This is a genomic window from Streptomyces sp. NPDC053673, from assembly GCF_055585225.1.
Map to the genome: position 1 here is coordinate 165,350 of NZ_JBVJKN010000012.1, position 16,614 is coordinate 181,963.

10 protein-coding genes and 1 pseudogene are annotated in these 16,614 nt (G+C 69.6%); 7 read left to right on the top strand and 4 right to left on the bottom strand.

The genetic code is table 11. The annotated features are described in order from the left end of the window. Positions 1-78: 78 nt before the first annotated feature. The gene (locus ACZ6ZQ_RS19365; protein ID WP_469769719.1) at positions 79-1,695 is read right to left on the bottom strand and encodes a phospholipase D-like domain-containing protein; all 1,617 of its coding nucleotides are present in this window, start codon (positions 1,693-1,695) and stop codon (positions 79-81) included. Positions 1,696-2,565: 870 nt separating this feature from the next. On the opposite strand from ACZ6ZQ_RS19365, the gene ACZ6ZQ_RS19370 reads away from it, so the two are divergent. Both ACZ6ZQ_RS19370 and ACZ6ZQ_RS19375 read left to right on the top strand, forming a co-directional pair. After that, on the top strand, positions 2,566-5,244 hold the full coding sequence (locus ACZ6ZQ_RS19370; protein ID WP_469769720.1) for a SpoIIE family protein phosphatase: 2,679 nt from the start codon (positions 2,566-2,568) through the stop codon (positions 5,242-5,244). Positions 5,245-5,475: 231 nt separating this feature from the next. Next, entirely contained in the window at positions 5,476-6,609 is a 1,134-nt protein-coding gene (locus ACZ6ZQ_RS19375; protein ID WP_469769721.1) for an ABC transporter substrate-binding protein, read from the top strand. A 160-nt stretch (positions 6,610-6,769) separates the two neighbouring features. On the opposite strand, the gene ACZ6ZQ_RS19380 is transcribed toward ACZ6ZQ_RS19375, so the two are convergent. The 3 genes from ACZ6ZQ_RS19380 to ACZ6ZQ_RS19390 all read right to left on the bottom strand — a co-directional run bounded on the left by ACZ6ZQ_RS19380 (position 6,770) and on the right by ACZ6ZQ_RS19390 (position 11,216). Next, positions 6,770-8,176 (bottom strand): hypothetical protein, encoded by a 1,407-nt coding sequence (locus ACZ6ZQ_RS19380; protein ID WP_469769722.1) that lies wholly within the window; start codon positions 8,174-8,176, stop codon positions 6,770-6,772. A 200-nt stretch (positions 8,177-8,376) separates the two neighbouring features. Beyond that, positions 8,377-10,392 carry a hypothetical protein gene (locus ACZ6ZQ_RS19385; RefSeq protein WP_469769723.1) on the bottom strand — a complete coding sequence of 672 codons (2,016 nt, stop codon included), beginning with the start codon at positions 10,390-10,392 and terminating at the stop codon, positions 8,377-8,379. A gap of 290 nt (positions 10,393-10,682) precedes the next feature. Then, positions 10,683-11,216: a hypothetical protein gene (locus ACZ6ZQ_RS19390; protein WP_469769724.1), complete on the bottom strand. Its 534-nt coding sequence runs from the start codon at positions 11,214-11,216 to the stop codon at positions 10,683-10,685. Between the two features lie 177 nt (positions 11,217-11,393). Between ACZ6ZQ_RS19390 and ACZ6ZQ_RS19395 the strand changes: the two genes are divergently transcribed. From ACZ6ZQ_RS19395 to ACZ6ZQ_RS19415, 5 genes and pseudogenes are all read left to right on the top strand, one after another. Further along, positions 11,394-14,387 carry an AfsR/SARP family transcriptional regulator gene (locus tag ACZ6ZQ_RS19395; protein ID WP_469769725.1) on the top strand — a complete coding sequence of 998 codons (2,994 nt, stop codon included), beginning with the start codon at positions 11,394-11,396 and terminating at the stop codon, positions 14,385-14,387. A gap of 170 nt (positions 14,388-14,557) precedes the next feature. Continuing rightward, positions 14,558-14,710: pseudogene (locus ACZ6ZQ_RS19400) on the top strand (transposase); the annotation flags it as partial. Further along, the gene (locus ACZ6ZQ_RS19405) at positions 14,700-15,281 is read left to right on the top strand and encodes a MoxR family ATPase (RefSeq protein ID WP_469769726.1); all 582 of its coding nucleotides are present in this window, start codon (positions 14,700-14,702) and stop codon (positions 15,279-15,281) included. The pseudogene ACZ6ZQ_RS19400 and the gene ACZ6ZQ_RS19405, both read left to right, overlap by 11 nt. Beyond that, a complete protein-coding gene (locus tag ACZ6ZQ_RS19410; RefSeq protein ID WP_469769727.1) occupies positions 15,274-15,570 on the top strand; it encodes a hypothetical protein in 297 nt (98 codons plus the stop codon). The genes ACZ6ZQ_RS19405 and ACZ6ZQ_RS19410 overlap by 8 nt, the downstream gene beginning before the upstream one ends. A gap of 316 nt (positions 15,571-15,886) precedes the next feature. Further along, on the top strand, positions 15,887-16,519 hold the full coding sequence (locus tag ACZ6ZQ_RS19415) for a hypothetical protein (protein WP_469769728.1): 633 nt from the start codon (positions 15,887-15,889) through the stop codon (positions 16,517-16,519). The last annotated feature ends 95 nt before the right edge of the window (positions 16,520-16,614 follow it).

Here is a 16,614-nt window from a genome sequence, read left to right on the forward strand (position 1 = left end):
CGGCTGCGGAAAGAGCAGCGATGGCCCCGCCCGGCGACTGCCGGGCGGGGCGCTCCCGGTGCCGGGTCCACCGCCGGGTCAGCCCTGGCAGATCCCCCGGGCGTAGTCGAAGGTGGCGGTCGCCTGCGCGTACTTCCACTGCGGGGCCAGCAGCTCGGCGGAGAGCTGTCCTGCCGCCTCCGGGCTCTCCACGATGTACCCGAAGTCCTGCAGCCAGGCGGGGTAGAGGTTCTTCGATCCGATGTAGAAGGCCGATCCGTCCACCGAAACCAGCTTGTGGTGCTGCGCGTACGGCTTGCCGTCGGCCCATGCGGCAGCGTCGGAGTGACGACCGGCGGCCAGCTGCAGGCTGCTGCACATCGCCGCCGTCGCCCCCTGCCCGCCACCGGTGATCAGCGCGAGGCGGCTCCGCAGCACGTCGCTGATCTCGCTCAGCGACTTGATCTGCGAGTAGCCGCCGCTGCCGACCGCACCGCGGTTGGCGGGGTCGCTCACCACGATGCGGACCTTCACACCGGCAGCCAGCTTCGCCGCGAGGGCGTCGTACAGGCGGATGTCGTACCGCGGCAGCGGAGGACATGTGGCGTTGAGGTCCTGCTGGGAGATCTCGATGTGGCTGCTCGCGCTGTCGATCAGCGCCCGCAGGGCACTCTCCTCCGGATTGACCGTGTCGTAGTCGCGGTCGGCGTTGGTGCGGTCGTGCAGGCCGACGACGCACTTGGTGTCGGACGCGGTCGGCAGCGTCGGCCGGAACGCCGACAACGGGTCGGAGTCCCTGATTCCGACACCGAGGCCGCCGACGGCGATCACCGGGACGTTTCCGGTCGCGGGGGCCTGGGCGGGGTTGGAGTCCTTCTCCATCGCCGGCATGCAGTCCGCGCCGGGGGACGAGGCGAACCAGACCTTGGCGAAGTTGCCCTTGTTCCGGCACGTCCAGGCCCAGAGCTCGTCCAGGTACCTGCCGGCGGATCCCGCGGCGGGACCGGTGAGCGCGAGGTCGACGTCGGACACCGGGTGAGTGGTGTCGATGTAGTCGTTCTTCCAGCTGTTGATGCCGCCGGTGATCACCGACTGGCCGTCCACCACAAGGAGCTTCGAGTGGTTCCACGAGAACGCGGTCCTGGAGGTCGTCATCGACGCGACGTTCAGGGTGACACCGTCGGCGGCCTTGCCGAGTTTGGACCGCAGCTCGTCGCGGTACTTCGACGGAACCACGTTCATGTGGTAGATCGGCGCAGCCCCGACGAGAACGCGCACCTTGAGCTTGTTGCCGGCCCCGGCCGAGCTCTTGAGGCCCGCGACGATCGCATCCTGGAACGCCCCGTCCGGGAACGGCGCCAGGGTGGATATGTCGACCGTGCGCGTGGCCTTCGAGATGTTCTCGGTCATCTTCGCCAGCAGCCGCTCGGTACCGGAACGCTCGGCACAGGTGGCGTCGCCCCAGCAGCCGGGGGTCTGCAGCAGCCAGTCCGAGGAGTTGCCCGGGGAACCGTCCAGCTTGTTACCGCTCGTGCGCTCCCACACATGGCCTTCGAGCCCCGGTGACACCTGCCGCAGGGTCCGCTCGACGGCGTCGAGGTGCGGCGTGGACGACTCGGCGAGCGCCGGGGTGGCGGGCAGTACGGACGCGGCGAGGGCGAAGACCGCGGCGGGCCCCGCGAGACGGGATAAACGGTTGAGCCGGAAGCGGGTCAATTGGGCATCCTTAACGAGTGGTCAGGGTGTTCCTGGCGTGCTGATCAGGCGCGGCACGGCAGGGCGGCGCGCAGTGGTCCACGGGCCGACGGGGCCGCGGTGGATGATCAACTCGACGAAGTTACCAGGCAGTCGGAAAGCGGTGCGCACCGCGGAGCCGCCGCTGAAACCGTCCTGTGTCCGAGCCGCACTCGCGAAGCACTGTCGAAGCCGACGACGCCTGAGAGAGGGTGCAGCCGGCGAGGGCGATCGCCAGGCTCGCGGCCGGAGAGGAAGTGCGCTGAGAGCGTTGGCCGTTGTCCCTTTCCGACGGGGAACAGGTCCAGGGCCTGTCCGTGGACAGCCCTCAGGGGGGAGGCGGTTCGCGCACGCGCGGGCGCGGGCGGCGAGCAGGGTGGCCAGGACGCACGGCGCGAGCAGGTCCATGCCGGCGGCCGCGATCGCGACCGCCGGCATCAGCGCACCGGCCGCGACCACGCGCTGGAGGGGGCAGCGCTCCAGCAGGGACGTCGCGGGAACTGCCGCGCGGGCGGACTCTTCGAGCAACGCGCCCGGGGCCGGTCTCGGCCCGGCCGGGCCCCGACGCCCGGCGGCCCGGACGGCTGGGCATCACCCGGTGGTTCCACCGCGGCCTGCTTCCGCCCCGACCGTCCTGTGATCGGCACCTCAAAGCGATAGAAATTACCTATGCGCGGAGTTTTGGGTCGAATCAGGCGTAAATTGTTCAATTCGCCTAAAGGTATTCATGTGCCCGGTCGGCTTCATCGCCCCGGACACGGCCGTCAAGGGCGCCACGACCAGGAACAGGACCAGCCGCACCGTCGTGGAACGGCGGGGCGTCTGCTGCGGCGCCTGCGTTCCCTGCTGAGCGTGCGCAGTCTCGCGGGCCAGGTGTTCCTCCTGCAACTGGCGGTCGTCGTGCTGGTCGTCGCCGCCGCGCTGGTGGCTCTCGTCGTGCAGGCGAGGCGCGACAGCATGGCGGACGCCCGGCACCGGACACTCACCGCGGCCCAGACGTTCGCGACCTCCCCGGGGCTCCTGACGGCGTTGGACAGTCCCGACCCGACCGCAATGCTGCAGCCGAGCGCCGAGGCGGTCCGCAAGGCCGCCGGCGTCGATGCCGTCATCGTGTACAGGCCGGACGGGATCACCCTCACCCACAGTGATCCGAAGCAGATCGGGAAATACGTCATCGGCCCCTACGCCGAAGCGGCGTCCGGACAGGCGTTCACCAAAACCTTCCAGGGGGCCCTGGGGCTCTCCGTGATCTCGGCGGTCCCCGTCAAGGACGCCAGTGGCTCGGTCGTGGCCATCGTCTCCGCCGTCGTCACGGTGGGGAAGGTGCAGGACAGGGTGAACCAGCAGCTCCCCGTCCTGGTCGGGGTCGTGGCCGGGGCGCTCGCCCTGGCCGCAGCCGGGTCGGCACTGGTGAGCCGGCGGTTGCAGCGGCAGACCCATGGCCTGGGCCCGGCCGAGATGACCCGGATGTACGAGCACCACGACGCGGTCCTGCACGCGGTGCGGGAGGGGGTGTTGATCATCGGGGGAGACGGCCGGCTGCTGCTGGCCAATGACGAGGCCCGGCGGTTGCTGAACCTTCCGGCGGACGCGGAGCACCGTCATGTCACCGCTCTGGGGCTGGAGGCGGACCTCGCCGAGCTGCTGACGTCCGAGCGCCCGGCCAGCGATGAGGTACACCTGGCGGCCGACCGGCTGCTTGCCGTCAACAGGCGGTTCACCGCCTCCCGTGGGCCGGCCAGCAGTGTGGTGACACTGCGGGACACGACTGAGCTGCAGGCTCTCGCCGGCAGGGCCGAGACGGCCCGCGGACGGTTGCAGCTGCTCTACGACGCCGGGATGCGGATCGGGACCACCCTGGACGTCACACGCACCGCCGAGGAACTCGCGGAGGTCGCGGTCCCCCGGTTTGCCGACGTCGTCACCGTCGAGCTCCTGGACCCGGTCCTGCGCGGCGAGGAGCCGTCCGGTGCGAGCACCGTGATGCGCCGCACCGCCGTCGTCGGCCTGGAGGGGGACCATCCCCTCTATCCGGTCGGCGAGTCGATCCGGTTCGTCGCCTCCCACCCCACGGCCGCAGGCGCGGCCGACGGCCGAGCGGTACTGGTGGGGGACCTGAGCGCCTCCGAAGGCTGGCGGGCCCAGGACCCCCCACGTGCACAAAGAGTCCTGGACCGCGGCATCCACTCCCTGATCGTGGTCCCGCTGCGGGCCCGGGGGGTGGTGCTCGGAGCGGCGCACTACTGGCGGGCGGACGCCTCCCCACCGTTCGAGGAGGAGGACGTGTCCTTCGCCGAGGAGCTGGGCGCCCGGGCAGCGGTGTGCATCGACAACGCCCGCCGCTACACCCGCGAGCACACCATGGCCGTCACTCTGCAGCGCAGCCTGCTGCCGCGCGGACTGCCCGAGCAGACAGCCCTGGAGGTGGCCTACCGCTACCTGCCGGCCCAGGCCGGGGTGGGCGGGGACTGGTTCGACGTCATCCCGCTGTCCGGTGCCCGGGTGGCCCTGGTGGTCGGCGATGTCGTCGGCCACGGCCTGCACGCGGCGGCCACCATGGGCCGGCTGCGCACCGCCGTTCACAACTTCTCCGTCCTGGACATGCCTCCGGAGGAACTGCTGGGCCGTCTGGACGATCTGGTGACCCAGATCGACACGGGCGAGGACGTCGCCGAGGGGGACGGGCAGGGGATCAGCGGGGCCACCTGTCTGTACGCCGTCTACGATCCCGCATCCGGGCAGATGGCGGTCGCCACCGCCGGCCATCCGGGGCCGGCGGTGGTCCACCCCGACGGCACCGTGGCCTTCCCCCCGCTGCCGATCTCCCCGCCGCTGGGCCTGGGAGCCGGCCTGCCCAGTGAGAGCGCCGAACTGACCGTGCCCGAGGGTTCCCGGCTGGTGCTCTACACCGACGGACTGATCGAGGACCGCGACCGGGACCTGGACGCCGGCCTGGCGGCCCTCAGCGGCGCCCTGGCAGGGCCCGACCGCACTCCGGAGGCCACCTGCGCCGCGGTGATCGAAGCCATGATGCCCGCTCAGCCCGGAGACGACATCGCGCTGCTGGTGGCCCGCACGCGCCGGCTCGACCCCGCGCAGGTCGCCGAGTGGCACGTGCTCCGTGACCCGGCGGCGGTGGCTCCGGTCCGCACCGCCTGCGTCCGCCGGCTCGCGGAGTGGGGCCTGGAGGAGATCGCGTTCGCCGCCGAGCTCGTCCTCAGCGAGCTGATCACCAACGCCATCCGCTACGGCTCCGAGCCCATCACCCTCCGGCTGCTCCGCGACCGCGCGCTGATCTGCGAGGTCTCCGACGGCAGCAGCACCTCACCCCGCCTGCGGCGGGCCAAGGTCACCGATGAGGGCGGCCGCGGTCTCTTCCTGGTCGCCCAGTTCGCCGAGCGCTGGGGCACCCGCTACATCCCCACGGGCAAGGTCATCTGGGCCGAACTGTCCCTCCACGACGGAACCGCCCCCTCGGCGGAGAGCCTCGGCGAGATCCTGATCGACCATTGGGACGACACGGCATGGTGAGATTGATCCCCGCAGTCGCCGCACGACCGGCCTCCCGGGGGCGCCCCGCGGGCCCGGCCACGGCTTCCGGCCGGCGGTCGTTCCCCTGGTCACAGCGGGCGTGCTCCCGGTCCCGGAGGGTGATCGCCCGGGACCCGGCCGTCCAGTCGGCCGGGTACCCTGGCCTCGATGACCGGTCTGTCGCCCCCCGTACTCGTGACAACCGCTCGTTCCTGAGCCCCCGGAGTCATCGTGCCTGCAGCTCGTGCCCGAACAGCGGCGGCCTGCGCCTGCCTCACCCTCGCGGTCCTGAGCGCATGCGGTGAGACACCGGCCCCCGCCCCCGAGAAGCCGTCGGTTGCCACCTCCGCCGAGAACATGGGCGGCATGGATGCGCTGATCGCCGCGGCAAAGGCCGAGGGCACGCTCAACGCCATCGCGATTCCGCGTGACTGGGCCAACTACGGCGGCCTGATCGACGGATTCGAGAAGAAGTACGGGATCAAGGTCACGGTCGACGATCCGCAGGGCTCGAGCCAGGACGAGATCGACGCCATGAAGAAGACCAGGGGCAGGGCCAACGCGCCCGACGTGATCGACGTAGGGGATACGTTCGCGCGGGCAGCGGCCCGGCAGAACCTGCTGGCGCCGTACAAGGTCGCCGCGTTCGACTCGATCCCGGACAACCAGAAGGACCCGGGCGCCCGCTGGGCCAACAACTACGGCGGCTACATCTCCATCGGCTGCGACGCCAATCGGGTCAAGCCCTGTCCCCGGACCTTCGCCGATCTGCTGAAACCCGCGTACAAGGGCAAGGTCTCGCTCGACGGCAACCCCACACGGTCCGGTACCGCCTTCGCCGGCGTGTACGCGGCCGCCCTGGCGAACAACGGGTCGTTCGACGACATCCGGCCCGGTCTCGACTTCTTCGCCGAACTCAGCAAGAAAGGCAACTTCAACCCCGTCGAGTCCACCTCGGCCGCGGTCGAGAGCGGCAGGACGCCCGTCAGCATCGACTGGGACTACGTCAACCTCGACTACGCCGACCGGTTCCGCAGCAAAGGCCTGGACTGGCAGGTCGCGATCCCCTTCGACGGCAGCTTCGCCCAGTACTACGCGCTGGCCGTCAACAAGCACGCCCCGCACCCGGCGGCTGCCCGCCTGTGGCAGGAGTACCTCTTCAGCGTCGAGGGCCAGAACCTCCGGCTCGTCGGCTACGCCCGCCCCGTGCTGATGGATGTCATGAAGAACGACGGCACCCTCGACGAGGCGGCCGCCGCAAGGCTGCCGACGGTCGAGGGCACGCCGCAGTTCCCCACGGACGCGCAGTTGGAGAAGGCGAAGAGGACGGTCGCCCGAGGCTGGGAGAGGGCCGTCTCCGGCTGACATGCCGGCCTGCGGAGACCGACGGACGGCAGCTGCATGCACGCTGCCGCCTCCGGACCGGAGCACGATTGGTCGGTGGCTTCTGTACGAAGCCACCGGCTGATCGCTCGGGCAAGCAGTGGGGGGACCGAATCAGTATCCGGCACCACCCCGGCGCGAACTATGCTCCAGCGCCGTCACGGCGCTCGCGGCGTACCTCCTCGGTGAGTTCTTCCACCCGGCCGGCGGCGATGGCCTGTGCGTCGATCTCGGCCCAGGCCCGCATCGAGACGCGGTAGTTGACGGGCCGGCCGCCGGACGCGGCGGATTCGCGTTCCGCCTGGGCCTTGAGGCGGGCGCTCTCGGCGGCGTAGATCGGGCCGGCCCCGGGGACGTCGCAGGACAGGTTGCCGCTCGACGCGTTGCCACTGAAGCGGACGACGGTCGGCGGGCTGGTGCATCCGCCGGCGGACTTGCCGTTGATGGTCACGCTGACGGTCATGACGGCGGTGACCTGGTTGATGTCGATACGGGCCCCCCTTTCGCGAGGGACGATCCTTCCGGTGAAGCTCTCGTTGATGGAGCAGCCGCCGTTGCCGCAGTTCAGGGAGCCGCCGGTGTTCAGCGTGAAGTCGACGTTGTCGTCCACCGCGTCGCCGAGCTTCTCGATGTAGTCCTCGAGCCTGTCGAACATCGCGTCGGCCTCGGGCCCGGTGAGCGGGGTCAGCTCCATCCCCTCGGAGTCGCCCTCCTTCAGCGGGCCTTGTTCCACCGTGGGGGGAAGCGAAGGCGTCGCTCCCTGCGAGTACGAGTCCTTGATCCGATCGGCCATGTCGCCGACGTCGTACGGTTCCAGGCGCAGCACGCGGTGGGGCGCCTTCTCGGAGACGACCAGGCTGCCGGCGGAGGTGTCGACGCGCAGGGCCGGTACGCCGTTCATGACGAGGGGCGGTGTGTCCGGATCGTCGGCCAGGGGGAACCGCTCGACCTGGTCGAGGGCGCGGCTGAGATGTGCGGCCAATTCCTTGGGAGAAACGTACTGTTGGAGCGTCTCGTCAAGGGTCTTGGTGCCGCCGAGCGGGTTGAGCGTCCACCGCCCCGGCCCGTCCTGCCTCTCCTTGGGGAGGTTGTTCTTCTCGTGTTCGGGAGCCTTGGTCCACCGGGTGTAGGTCTTCCCCCCGATCCGCAGGACGTCCTGCCCCAGACTCTTCAGGTCGTCGCCGAAGCCCGTGACGCCGAACTTCTTGCCGGACGCGGTGACGGTGACGTCCCGCGCGGTGATCCCGGCGATCGCGGTGTCCTTGTAGCGCAGCCCTTTGGCGACCGCCAGGTTCGCCACCGCCTTGTCGAACGGTCGGCGATCCCCCTTGGCTTCGGCCTCGTCGTCGCCCCCGGAGAGCCGGACCAGCAGGCCTGCAAGCAAGGCGAGTACGAGAGCGCCGGCGCCGATGAACCGGGCTTGCCTGCGCCGCTGCGGAGCACGGTTGTCTGCTTGTGGCTTGTCAGTGCCTTCGGTGTGCAACGCCTGTGGTGTCGTCGGCGTCTCGTCCGTGTCCGGTGTCTCGTGCGTCGGTTCCGGGTCGGTCACGACTCCCCTTCGCGGATTCAGGGGCGCTCTGTCTCAGGAGCGCCCTCGGGCGTGGTGGATGCCACGACGGCATCCCGTTCCGCGGAGTGCGCGTTGACTCCGCTTGGCAATCGATGTGTTCGGTGAGGAAGGTGAAGGACTGTCGGGTATCGAAGCGGCGGTTTCGGTCGGCCGCCGGGAGCCCGCCGCTCAGGGCGACATCACGACGGCCTGCGCAGGTGACTGGCTTCGGCCGCGGCCCTCGGGCGACGTCGGCGCCACCACAGCAGTACGGCGAGGGGGACGAGCACGGGCAGAAGGCGCAGCACCAAGGCAGCTGTCGACAGCGGGTTCGCAGGCGCGGCGAGGCCGGCGGCCTGGCGCGGTGTGGGCGCGCCCAGCCAGACGATGTCGTCCCCGTCGGCGACGGACGGTGCGTTCAGCGAACGGTCGATGTTCTTGGGAAGCTTCGCGAAGTCCGCCGCGAAACGGTCGTCCGAGACCTTCTGGAGAGGAATCCTCGTGAGGTCGACACCGCCGTAGGTATACGTCCGTACGTACGTTTCGCCGCCGGTGGTTGTCCGGTCGGTGACGTTGAACTCGCCCTTGGTGTACGAGCGGACGAACTTGTCGAAGGTGTCGGTCGGCTTCCAGTCCCCGGTGGCCTTCCAGCTGTCGATGTCGCCCTTGTCGACGAGTGCACCGTAGGTGGTGTCCTTGGCCCGGCTCAGGTCGCGGTACCACTCGGCGGCGACCCGGGCGAGATACACCCGCCGCAGTTCGGTGTATTCGGGTGCGGTGTTGATGGCGTGCTTGAGCTCGGGCAGGATCAAGCTGCGGAAATGTGCCTCGTTGTGGTCGTCGGTGGCCTTGTCCTGCTGCGGGCATGTACCAGCGGCGGACTGGCCGTGTTGCTGGAGGTACTGGGTCTCCATCCTGACGTCGAGAGGAGCGTCGAGGATGTACAGCTTCTCTCCGTCCTGGTGGACCGAAGCGGGTGCAGGCAGGATCCACGTGCGGTACGACATGCAGTCGCCCCGGACGCCGTTCCAGAACCTGCGCCCAAGCGTGGTGTGGGGATGGATGAGCTTGCCGATGGTCTTCTTCATCCGCAGGTCTGCCTCGAGCATGACGCGCCCGACATCCGTACGCCCCAGCTGGTCGTCGACGATGCGATGCGGTTCGTTGGGGTTGAGGTTGACCCAGAACGCCGAAGGGTCGAGGGAAAGCCAGACAAAGAACGCGTCGGAGGTCTGACTGGCGGCCTCGAGTCCGGTGCGTGTGCCCGTGTCGCCCTTCATCGGATTGCTTTCGGCGCTGAACGAGTACTGCAAACCGCTGCCGTCGCCCGGATCCGACAGATAGCGCAACTCCAAGCTGGAGAAGTCGATGCCGCCAGGCGCCGACTTGGCGTCGGCCAATGCTGTGGCCAGACCAGTGGCGTGCTTCGTCGCCTGCTCGGGTGGACACGGCCGTGACTGTGCCCGCGCTCGAGGTATGGCGAATGCCGCTGTCGCGTAGGGCGTGTCGCCGGGACGAGCTGCCCCGTTGGCCTTGCCGTAGGGGCAATCGCTCTCAGGGACGGTGAGAATACCTGCTGCTTCCCAACCGAACTCCCCTAGTTCCTTGTCGTACGCACGGGATGCCCCGCTGATGTCGGCCGCCAGCCCATTTTGTGCGACGACTTGCCTGTCTTTGAAGATTTCCTCGTACTTCTCATGGACGCCCTTCACGGTGTCCTTGTCCTGGCCTGCGTCCTTGAGTTCCTTGGCGTACTGACCGATCTCCTTGGCGGTGAGATCATAGGGGTGGACATGAAAGTGCCTGGCGTTGGGGGAAGTCTTTTTTGTGCAGGCTGAGCATTCGGCCCGCTCCGAGCCCCAGGTGAGTTCCTCCAGTTCGGCATTCTGGTATGTCTGGAGAAGGATTTTTCGCTGACCCAGAATGAGAGTCTCCGAATGACTGCCGCTACTCTTGTCCTTTTCCTTCCCGAACTTGCTGTACGCGTCCTTGGGGAAGCTGAGTGCCCCTATCATGAGCAGCCGCTTGTCGCCGTCCAGATTCTTGTACGCCCCTTGGGGCAGATAGTCCTTGAAATAGGTGGCATCCAACAGGCGTGCGACGACGAGCGGGCCGTTGCGCGCCGGTTCCCTTTTGACTATCTGGCGTATGTTGGAGTTTGTCAGGCCACTGGGATCGAGCAGAACAAAGGCGGCGTTCCGGTAGGCCGTGAACACGCGATCCCCTTGGAACGGCGCTCCGAGGAGACGAGTCGTGTACAGCAACCGCATGAGACGATCCCCGTTGTAGGGGAGTATTCCGTTCTCAGGAATGGACGACGAGGCGGTTATGGTCGAGGAAGGCGCTGATCTCGCATGGGAGGGACCAGCGCCCATGGCCGGCAAGAGAACTGTGAGTACGGCGGACAGCAGGCCCGCCAGTACACCTCGACGAAATCGATGTGGTCGAGTCATGACGCCGTGTCTCCTGCGTGTCCCGTGAGGCGCGAACGCCCGGCACGACGCCATCAGTCGGCCCGTACGAAGCTGAGCAGCACACCGGTGCCGAGCCACGGCTCGATTCCGCAGCACTTCCAGCCCGCGCCCTCGACGGCCTGGATCGCTTCGTCGACCCCGCGGTCCGCCCGCCTGACGGCCCGTTTCCCGTACACCGGCCGATTGAGGTAGAGCTGCACCGTGTGCGTCATCTCCCCCGCTTCCCGCGCCCTGCGGGCCTCTCGGGCCAGGCTCCACAGGTGGCGCCGCTTCATGCTCGTCATCTGGTACCTCCGTGTCGTCTTCGCGGGCCGGACCCGTGCCAGGTCCTCCCACTCGGCGTGATCGGCGACCGCGCACACCGCCGCGCTCCGGCTGGGCAGGTCGGTGGCGACCAGGACCTGACAGCCGTCGTGCCGCCGTGCCCAGGCGCTCCAGGCGCCCGCGCTGCCTTCCACCCGGCCGACGGCCGGGCCGCCGGCAACGCGGATCCGGCAGCCGCCGTCGTCCAGGCCGTACAGAACGAGGCCGCAGCGGCCCAGGAGCAGCGCAACCTCAGGGGTCATGGCTCCTCCGCGGATCTGGCGCGCGCGGCGCCGGGTTGCAGGCGACGCCGCCGGTGCCGCCCCCCGTACGGCACCGCGACCGCAGCGGTTCCTGCGCTGACTTGCCAACTGTGGTGCCCACCGCTGCAATAGCGATGAAGTTCTGATGATCCGTGATGACCCAGGGGGAGGGCCCGGATGAAATCGGGGGCGCCGGAGGACCTGCACATCGCGTTACTCGGCCCCGTGCAGGCATGGCGAGGCGACCGGGAGGCGCCGATCGGCCCGGCCCGCCGGCAGGCGGTGCTGGCGGCACTGGTGCTGCGCGGCGGCCGGCTGGTCAGCCACGAGCAACTGATCAACGGAGTGTGGGGCGACCAGCCGCCGCCGACGGGCCGGCGCGTCCTGCCGAGTTACGCATACGCGCTGCGGCGGGCCCTGGACGTGCCGGGTGCGGGGCAGGACAGATCGGTGATCCGCGTCGGACCGGGCGGCTACCGGTTTGCCGCACCGGTCCGCCTCGACACAGCACACCTCACCGAACTCTCCGCGGGGACAGGCCGGCTGCTCGCCGCCGGTGACACCCAGGGGGCGCTGGACACCGCCGATCAGGGCCTGCGCCTGTTCCGCGGGGAGCCGCTGGCGGGGCTGCCCGGGCCGTACGCGCTCGGGAAACGGCAGCGGCTGCTGATCGAGCGCCGGTCCTTGCAGCAACAGCGGCTGGAGTGTCTGCTGCAGCTCGGCCGCGGCAGCGAGGTCCTCGCGGAACTGGCCTCCCTGGAGGCCGCCCATCCGCTGGACGAATCGCTGATGGGCTTAAGGATCCGGGCGCTGTACGGCACCGGCCGGCATGGCGAGGCGCTCGCCGCGTACGAGGGGCTGCGGCGGCGGCTGCGAGACGAGTTGGGGGCCGCACCGTCCGCGGCGCTGCGGGACCTGCACGCGGCAGTGCTCCGTCACGACGGCACGGCCGTCCTCCGCGGCTCGGCCACCCCCGACGGGTCTGTCTTCCCGGACACAGCGCCCGCCTCGAAGGCCCCCGCGCCAGTTGCCTCGGGACGTCCCCGGTCATCGCTTCCTCCGGTGTCGGCGCAGACCCGGCCGCTTCGCACGGTGAACGAACTCCCCGGAAACGCCGGTAAGTTGATCGGCCGCGCCGCGGAGGTCGCCGCACTGACCGCGCCCGGCTCCGACGATGCCGTCACCGTCGCGACGGTGGACGGGCCTGCCGGGGTCGGGAAGACATCGCTGCTGGTGCACGCGGCCTGGACGCTCCGCCCCCAGCACCCGGACGGCGTCCTCTTCCTCGATCTGCGCACGCACCACTCACCGGCGGGCGACCGGCCCTTGACGAAGCGGCTGCTCCAGCGGCTGCTGCGCACGCTCGGCACGGCCGACGCGGACGTACCCCAGGACCGCGACGATCTGATCGCCGCATGGCGCGACGCCACCAGCGGGCTGCGGCTGCTGCTCGTTCTCGACGACGTGGGAAGCGCCGCGCAGGTGCGGCCACTGCTGCCTGCCGGTCCGGGCAGCCGCGTGCTGGTGGCGGGACGACGCAGGCTGACCGGACTGGACACGGACCGGTGCGTGACCCTGGAGCCCCTGCCGGCCACCGACTCGATCGGGCTGCTGCGCCGCCTGATCGGCGAGGCGCGCACCGACGCCGACCCCGAGGGGGTCGACGACCTGGCGCGGCTGTGCGGGGGCCTGCCGCTGGCCCTGCGGATCGCGGGAGCGCGGCTGCAGCACCGGCCGTCGTGGTCGCCGGCCCACCTGGCGGCGCGGATGGCGCGGGACGAGCGGCGACTGGGCGAGCTGAGCGCCGGGGACCGCAGCGTGGAGGCCGCCTTCCACATGTCCTACGAGCAGTTGAGTGAGGCCCGGCAGCGGGCGTTCCGGCTGTTGGGACATGCGCCGACGCCGGAGTTCGACGTGTGGACGCCGGCCGCGATGCTCGGGGTGGGTGTCGACGAGGCGGAGATCGTGCTGGAGGAGCTGTACGACGCGAGCCTGGTGCTGCAGCCGGGCCCGGGGCGGTACCGCCTCCACGACCTTGTGCGGGTCCACGCCCGGAAGCTGGCCGACGCCTTGCCCGAGGAGACGGCGCAGGCCCGCCGGCAGGCACTGGAGCTGTACGTCCAGGTGGGCCGGCTCACCAGTGACGACGGCCGGGCATCGGACGGGGATCCGCAGCGGTTCGACTCCGCGCGGGACGCGGCGCGGTGGCTGGACGAGGCGGGGGCGGACCTGGCGGACGTGCCGGGGTACGCGGCGGCGCACGGCGAGGACGTCCTGACGGTGCAGCTGGGTGTGGCGCTGCGGGACTACTTCCTGCACCACGATCGCTACGACGAGGGACGTACGGCGCTGACGACGGCGCTGCAAGCCGCGGAGCGGACCGGGGACCCCGCGCTGCGGGTCCTGGTGGCGGCGTCGCTCGGGCTGCTGGACTACCAACAGGGCCGGAACGCGCAGGGCGGAGACTGGTTCCGGCAGGCGCTGGAGTGCGCCCGCGAGAGCGGCGACGAGACGTTGGCGGCGCAGCCTCTGCTCGGTCTGGCCATCCAGGACTTCCTGCCGGGGCGGTACGACACGGTGGCGGCCACCATCGACGAGGTGCTGCCGGTCCTGGAACGGGCCGACGACGAGTGGGGGGTGTCGATGGCGCTGGCGATGCGGTCGATGAGCCGGTTCATGCGAGGCGACGTGCAATCAGCGTTTGCCGACGCGCGGGCGGCGCTCGCCGCGGCGGAGCGCAACGGCCGCCCGATACCGATCAGCCAGCGCCTGCTGTCCCTTGCGGACGGGCATGCGGCGCTCGGCGAACGGGCGGAGGCGCGGGCGGTGCTGCTGCGCGCTGAGGCACTGCTGCGGGAGGCCGGCGACCCGTTGCTGCTGGCGCTGACGCTGACCCGGCTGGGGTCGGTCGCGGAGGACCTCGCAGAGGCGGAACGCCACCACCGCCAGGCGCTGGCGCTGCACGCAGGCATCTCGCGGCGTTCGGAGCCGCACCGCACACGGCTCGAGATGGAGATCCGGCGCCGCCTGGGTGAGTCGTACGCGGCGGCGGGAGCGCGGGCGGGGGCACGACGGGAGTTCCGTACGGCACTGGCCGTGGAGCGAGCGGCGGAACACACGGAGCTGCAGGAGGCGTTGCGGGCTTCGCTGGCGGCGGTTGACGGGGAGTGAGCGGGCGCCACCGGCGGCCTCGGCGGCATGGGCGGCCTCGGCGGCACCGTTGGCCGACGGCTCTGGCTCAGGGCGTGAACCACCGGACAGGCCCTAGGGCCTGTGTGATGTCGTGATCAATCTTGCCGATCCGGATCCGCCTGGAAGGCGGATCCGGTAGGAAGACGATCGTGACGCGCAGGCAACTCACCGACGAACAGTGGAAGTTGATCGAGCCGTTCCTGCCGATAGGCGAGTACGGCCCATACCCCGAACGGCTGCGGGATCATTTCGAGGGGGTGATCTGGCGGTTCAGGACAGGCGCGCAGTGGCGTGACCTCCCGCAGCACGCTGAAGGACGCCCTCTACAGCTATGACGCGCTCGGCCGCCTTCATGCGCTCAGGCTCCAGCAGGAAAAGGTCCGTGAGGGTGACAGGGAGGCGTCCAAGGACGACATCGCAGCCTTTCTGCATCTCGGGCCACTGGGAACGGCCCTGTTGCCGTCCTCCAGGCCCCGCGCTCTTCTCATCGACGAGATCGACAAGGGCGATCTCGATCTTCCTGGTGATCTCCTCGACGTGCTGGAGCGTGGCGAGTTCCGCATCGACGAGCTGTTGCGGGAGGGGCAGGACAGCGTTCACGTGCGTATGTGGGGAACCGACGCGAAGCATCTCGTCGAGCGTGGACATGTGCAGTGCACGGAGTTCCCGTTCATCGTCATGACGAGCAACGGGGAGCAGGAGCTGCCCGCGCCGTTCCTGCGCCGATGCGTACGATTCACCATGCCGGGACCGACGTCCTCGCTGGTACGGGAAGTGGTACGTCGCCACCTGGATCTCGACGTTCCCGACTCCGGACCTCTCGCCGAACCATCAGAGCCGGGCCGCCGGCGGCGAACTCACCGCCATGCTTGAGGCGACCCTGCCCACCAAGCTGAGCCAGGGCCGAGCCGCCTCACGCGCGGCGGCCCGAGGCGTACCCAGCATGGAGGCGTTCGGTCGGATCCTGCCCCAGGTGGTTGAGGCCGCCGCCCAGCAATACCTGAGGCACGCGCGGGTCTATCCAGCCGCCGGCGGCAGCCACACCGAACGCCCCAGGATGCCCGGCCCGATGGGGGCTGAGTACTCCAGGACGGAGTACGTCACACCGGGCCTGCTCGGCCAGGCGCCCGATCCGGAGGACTCGGACGACAGCCAGTCGTGACGGGCACCTCGTCCCTGGCTCCCCGCCACCCCGTAACGACCGGGGGAGCGTGCCCTTCTTCGGCGGGTTCCGCCTTCGCCACGACCGCCCGCTGCGGCAGCCGCGGCCGTAGATGGGTGTTCGCGGCTCGCGGACGGCATCTATCAGAACCGCTGCCATCGGGCAAGTCCCGAATTTCCCCGTCACGAGATTCAGTGGCATGACGCGATTTCGACAGCCTGCCTTGAATGGAGACGTGACTTCGACAGACCTGGCGGTTCACCACTGACAGGCCGTCGTACAGCCCTTAAGCCTCTCCAGCAGAAATGATCTTTCCATGACCCACCGATCTCGAACGCAGCGCCTTCTGGTCCTTGCCGCCTCGACCACCTTGGCTGCAGCAGGCGTACTGCTTCCCACCAGCGCGTTCGCCGCCCCGTCAACGCCGCACACCGACACCGTAGCCACGATGCCCGCCGGGTACGGCGGTGACAGTTACCCCGGCATCACCGACACCACCGCAGAATGGGTGGAGACAACCGATTCCCCCAGTGGCATCACATTCAAGCTCCCCGGAAAGCCCACGGTCCAGAACGTCCCCGGCATGCCGGGCCCCTCTCGCGTCCACCACGTCGAGACCGCTGACGGGCTCCATGCCTTCGTCTTCGTCGTCGACGCACCCGGCGACCAGGAAATGCTCGATAAGTATCTTCAGGGGCTCGTTTCGGGCTACAACCAGCCACCTGGCGGGACCATCACCAGCACCAAAGGTCAGGAGACCACGGTTGATGGCCGCCCCGCCCTCGACGCGCGTCTGTCCGGCGAGGACGGCGGACCCGTGGTTGGTGAAACTCGCATCATCGCCGATGACACCCACGTCGTTCAGGTCGTGACCCTCGGTCCGAAGGCGGACGAGAAGGCCCTGAATGAGATGCACCAGCAGCTCCTCGCCAACATCCGCATCCCCTGACGCCACCCTTGAACAAGGGAGCTCGGGCAGGCTTTGGTGGAGACGGCCCGCCGGGACCGTGAAGGCCGTGGACGGACTTGAGGAACAGGTGACGC

Excerpts from the sequence above, each read along its gene's own strand:
- ACZ6ZQ_RS19390 (WP_469769724.1), bottom strand. The coding sequence starts at position 11,216 with ATGACCCCTGAGGTTGCGCTGCTCCTGGGCCGCTGCGGCCTCGTTCTG.
- ACZ6ZQ_RS19410 (WP_469769727.1), top strand. The coding sequence starts at position 15,274 with ATGCTTGAGGCGACCCTGCCCACCAAGCTGAGCCAGGGCCGAGCCGCC.
- ACZ6ZQ_RS19395 (WP_469769725.1), top strand. The coding sequence starts at position 11,394 with ATGAAATCGGGGGCGCCGGAGGACCTGCACATCGCGTTACTCGGCCCC.
- ACZ6ZQ_RS19415 (WP_469769728.1), top strand. The coding sequence starts at position 15,887 with ATGACCCACCGATCTCGAACGCAGCGCCTTCTGGTCCTTGCCGCCTCG.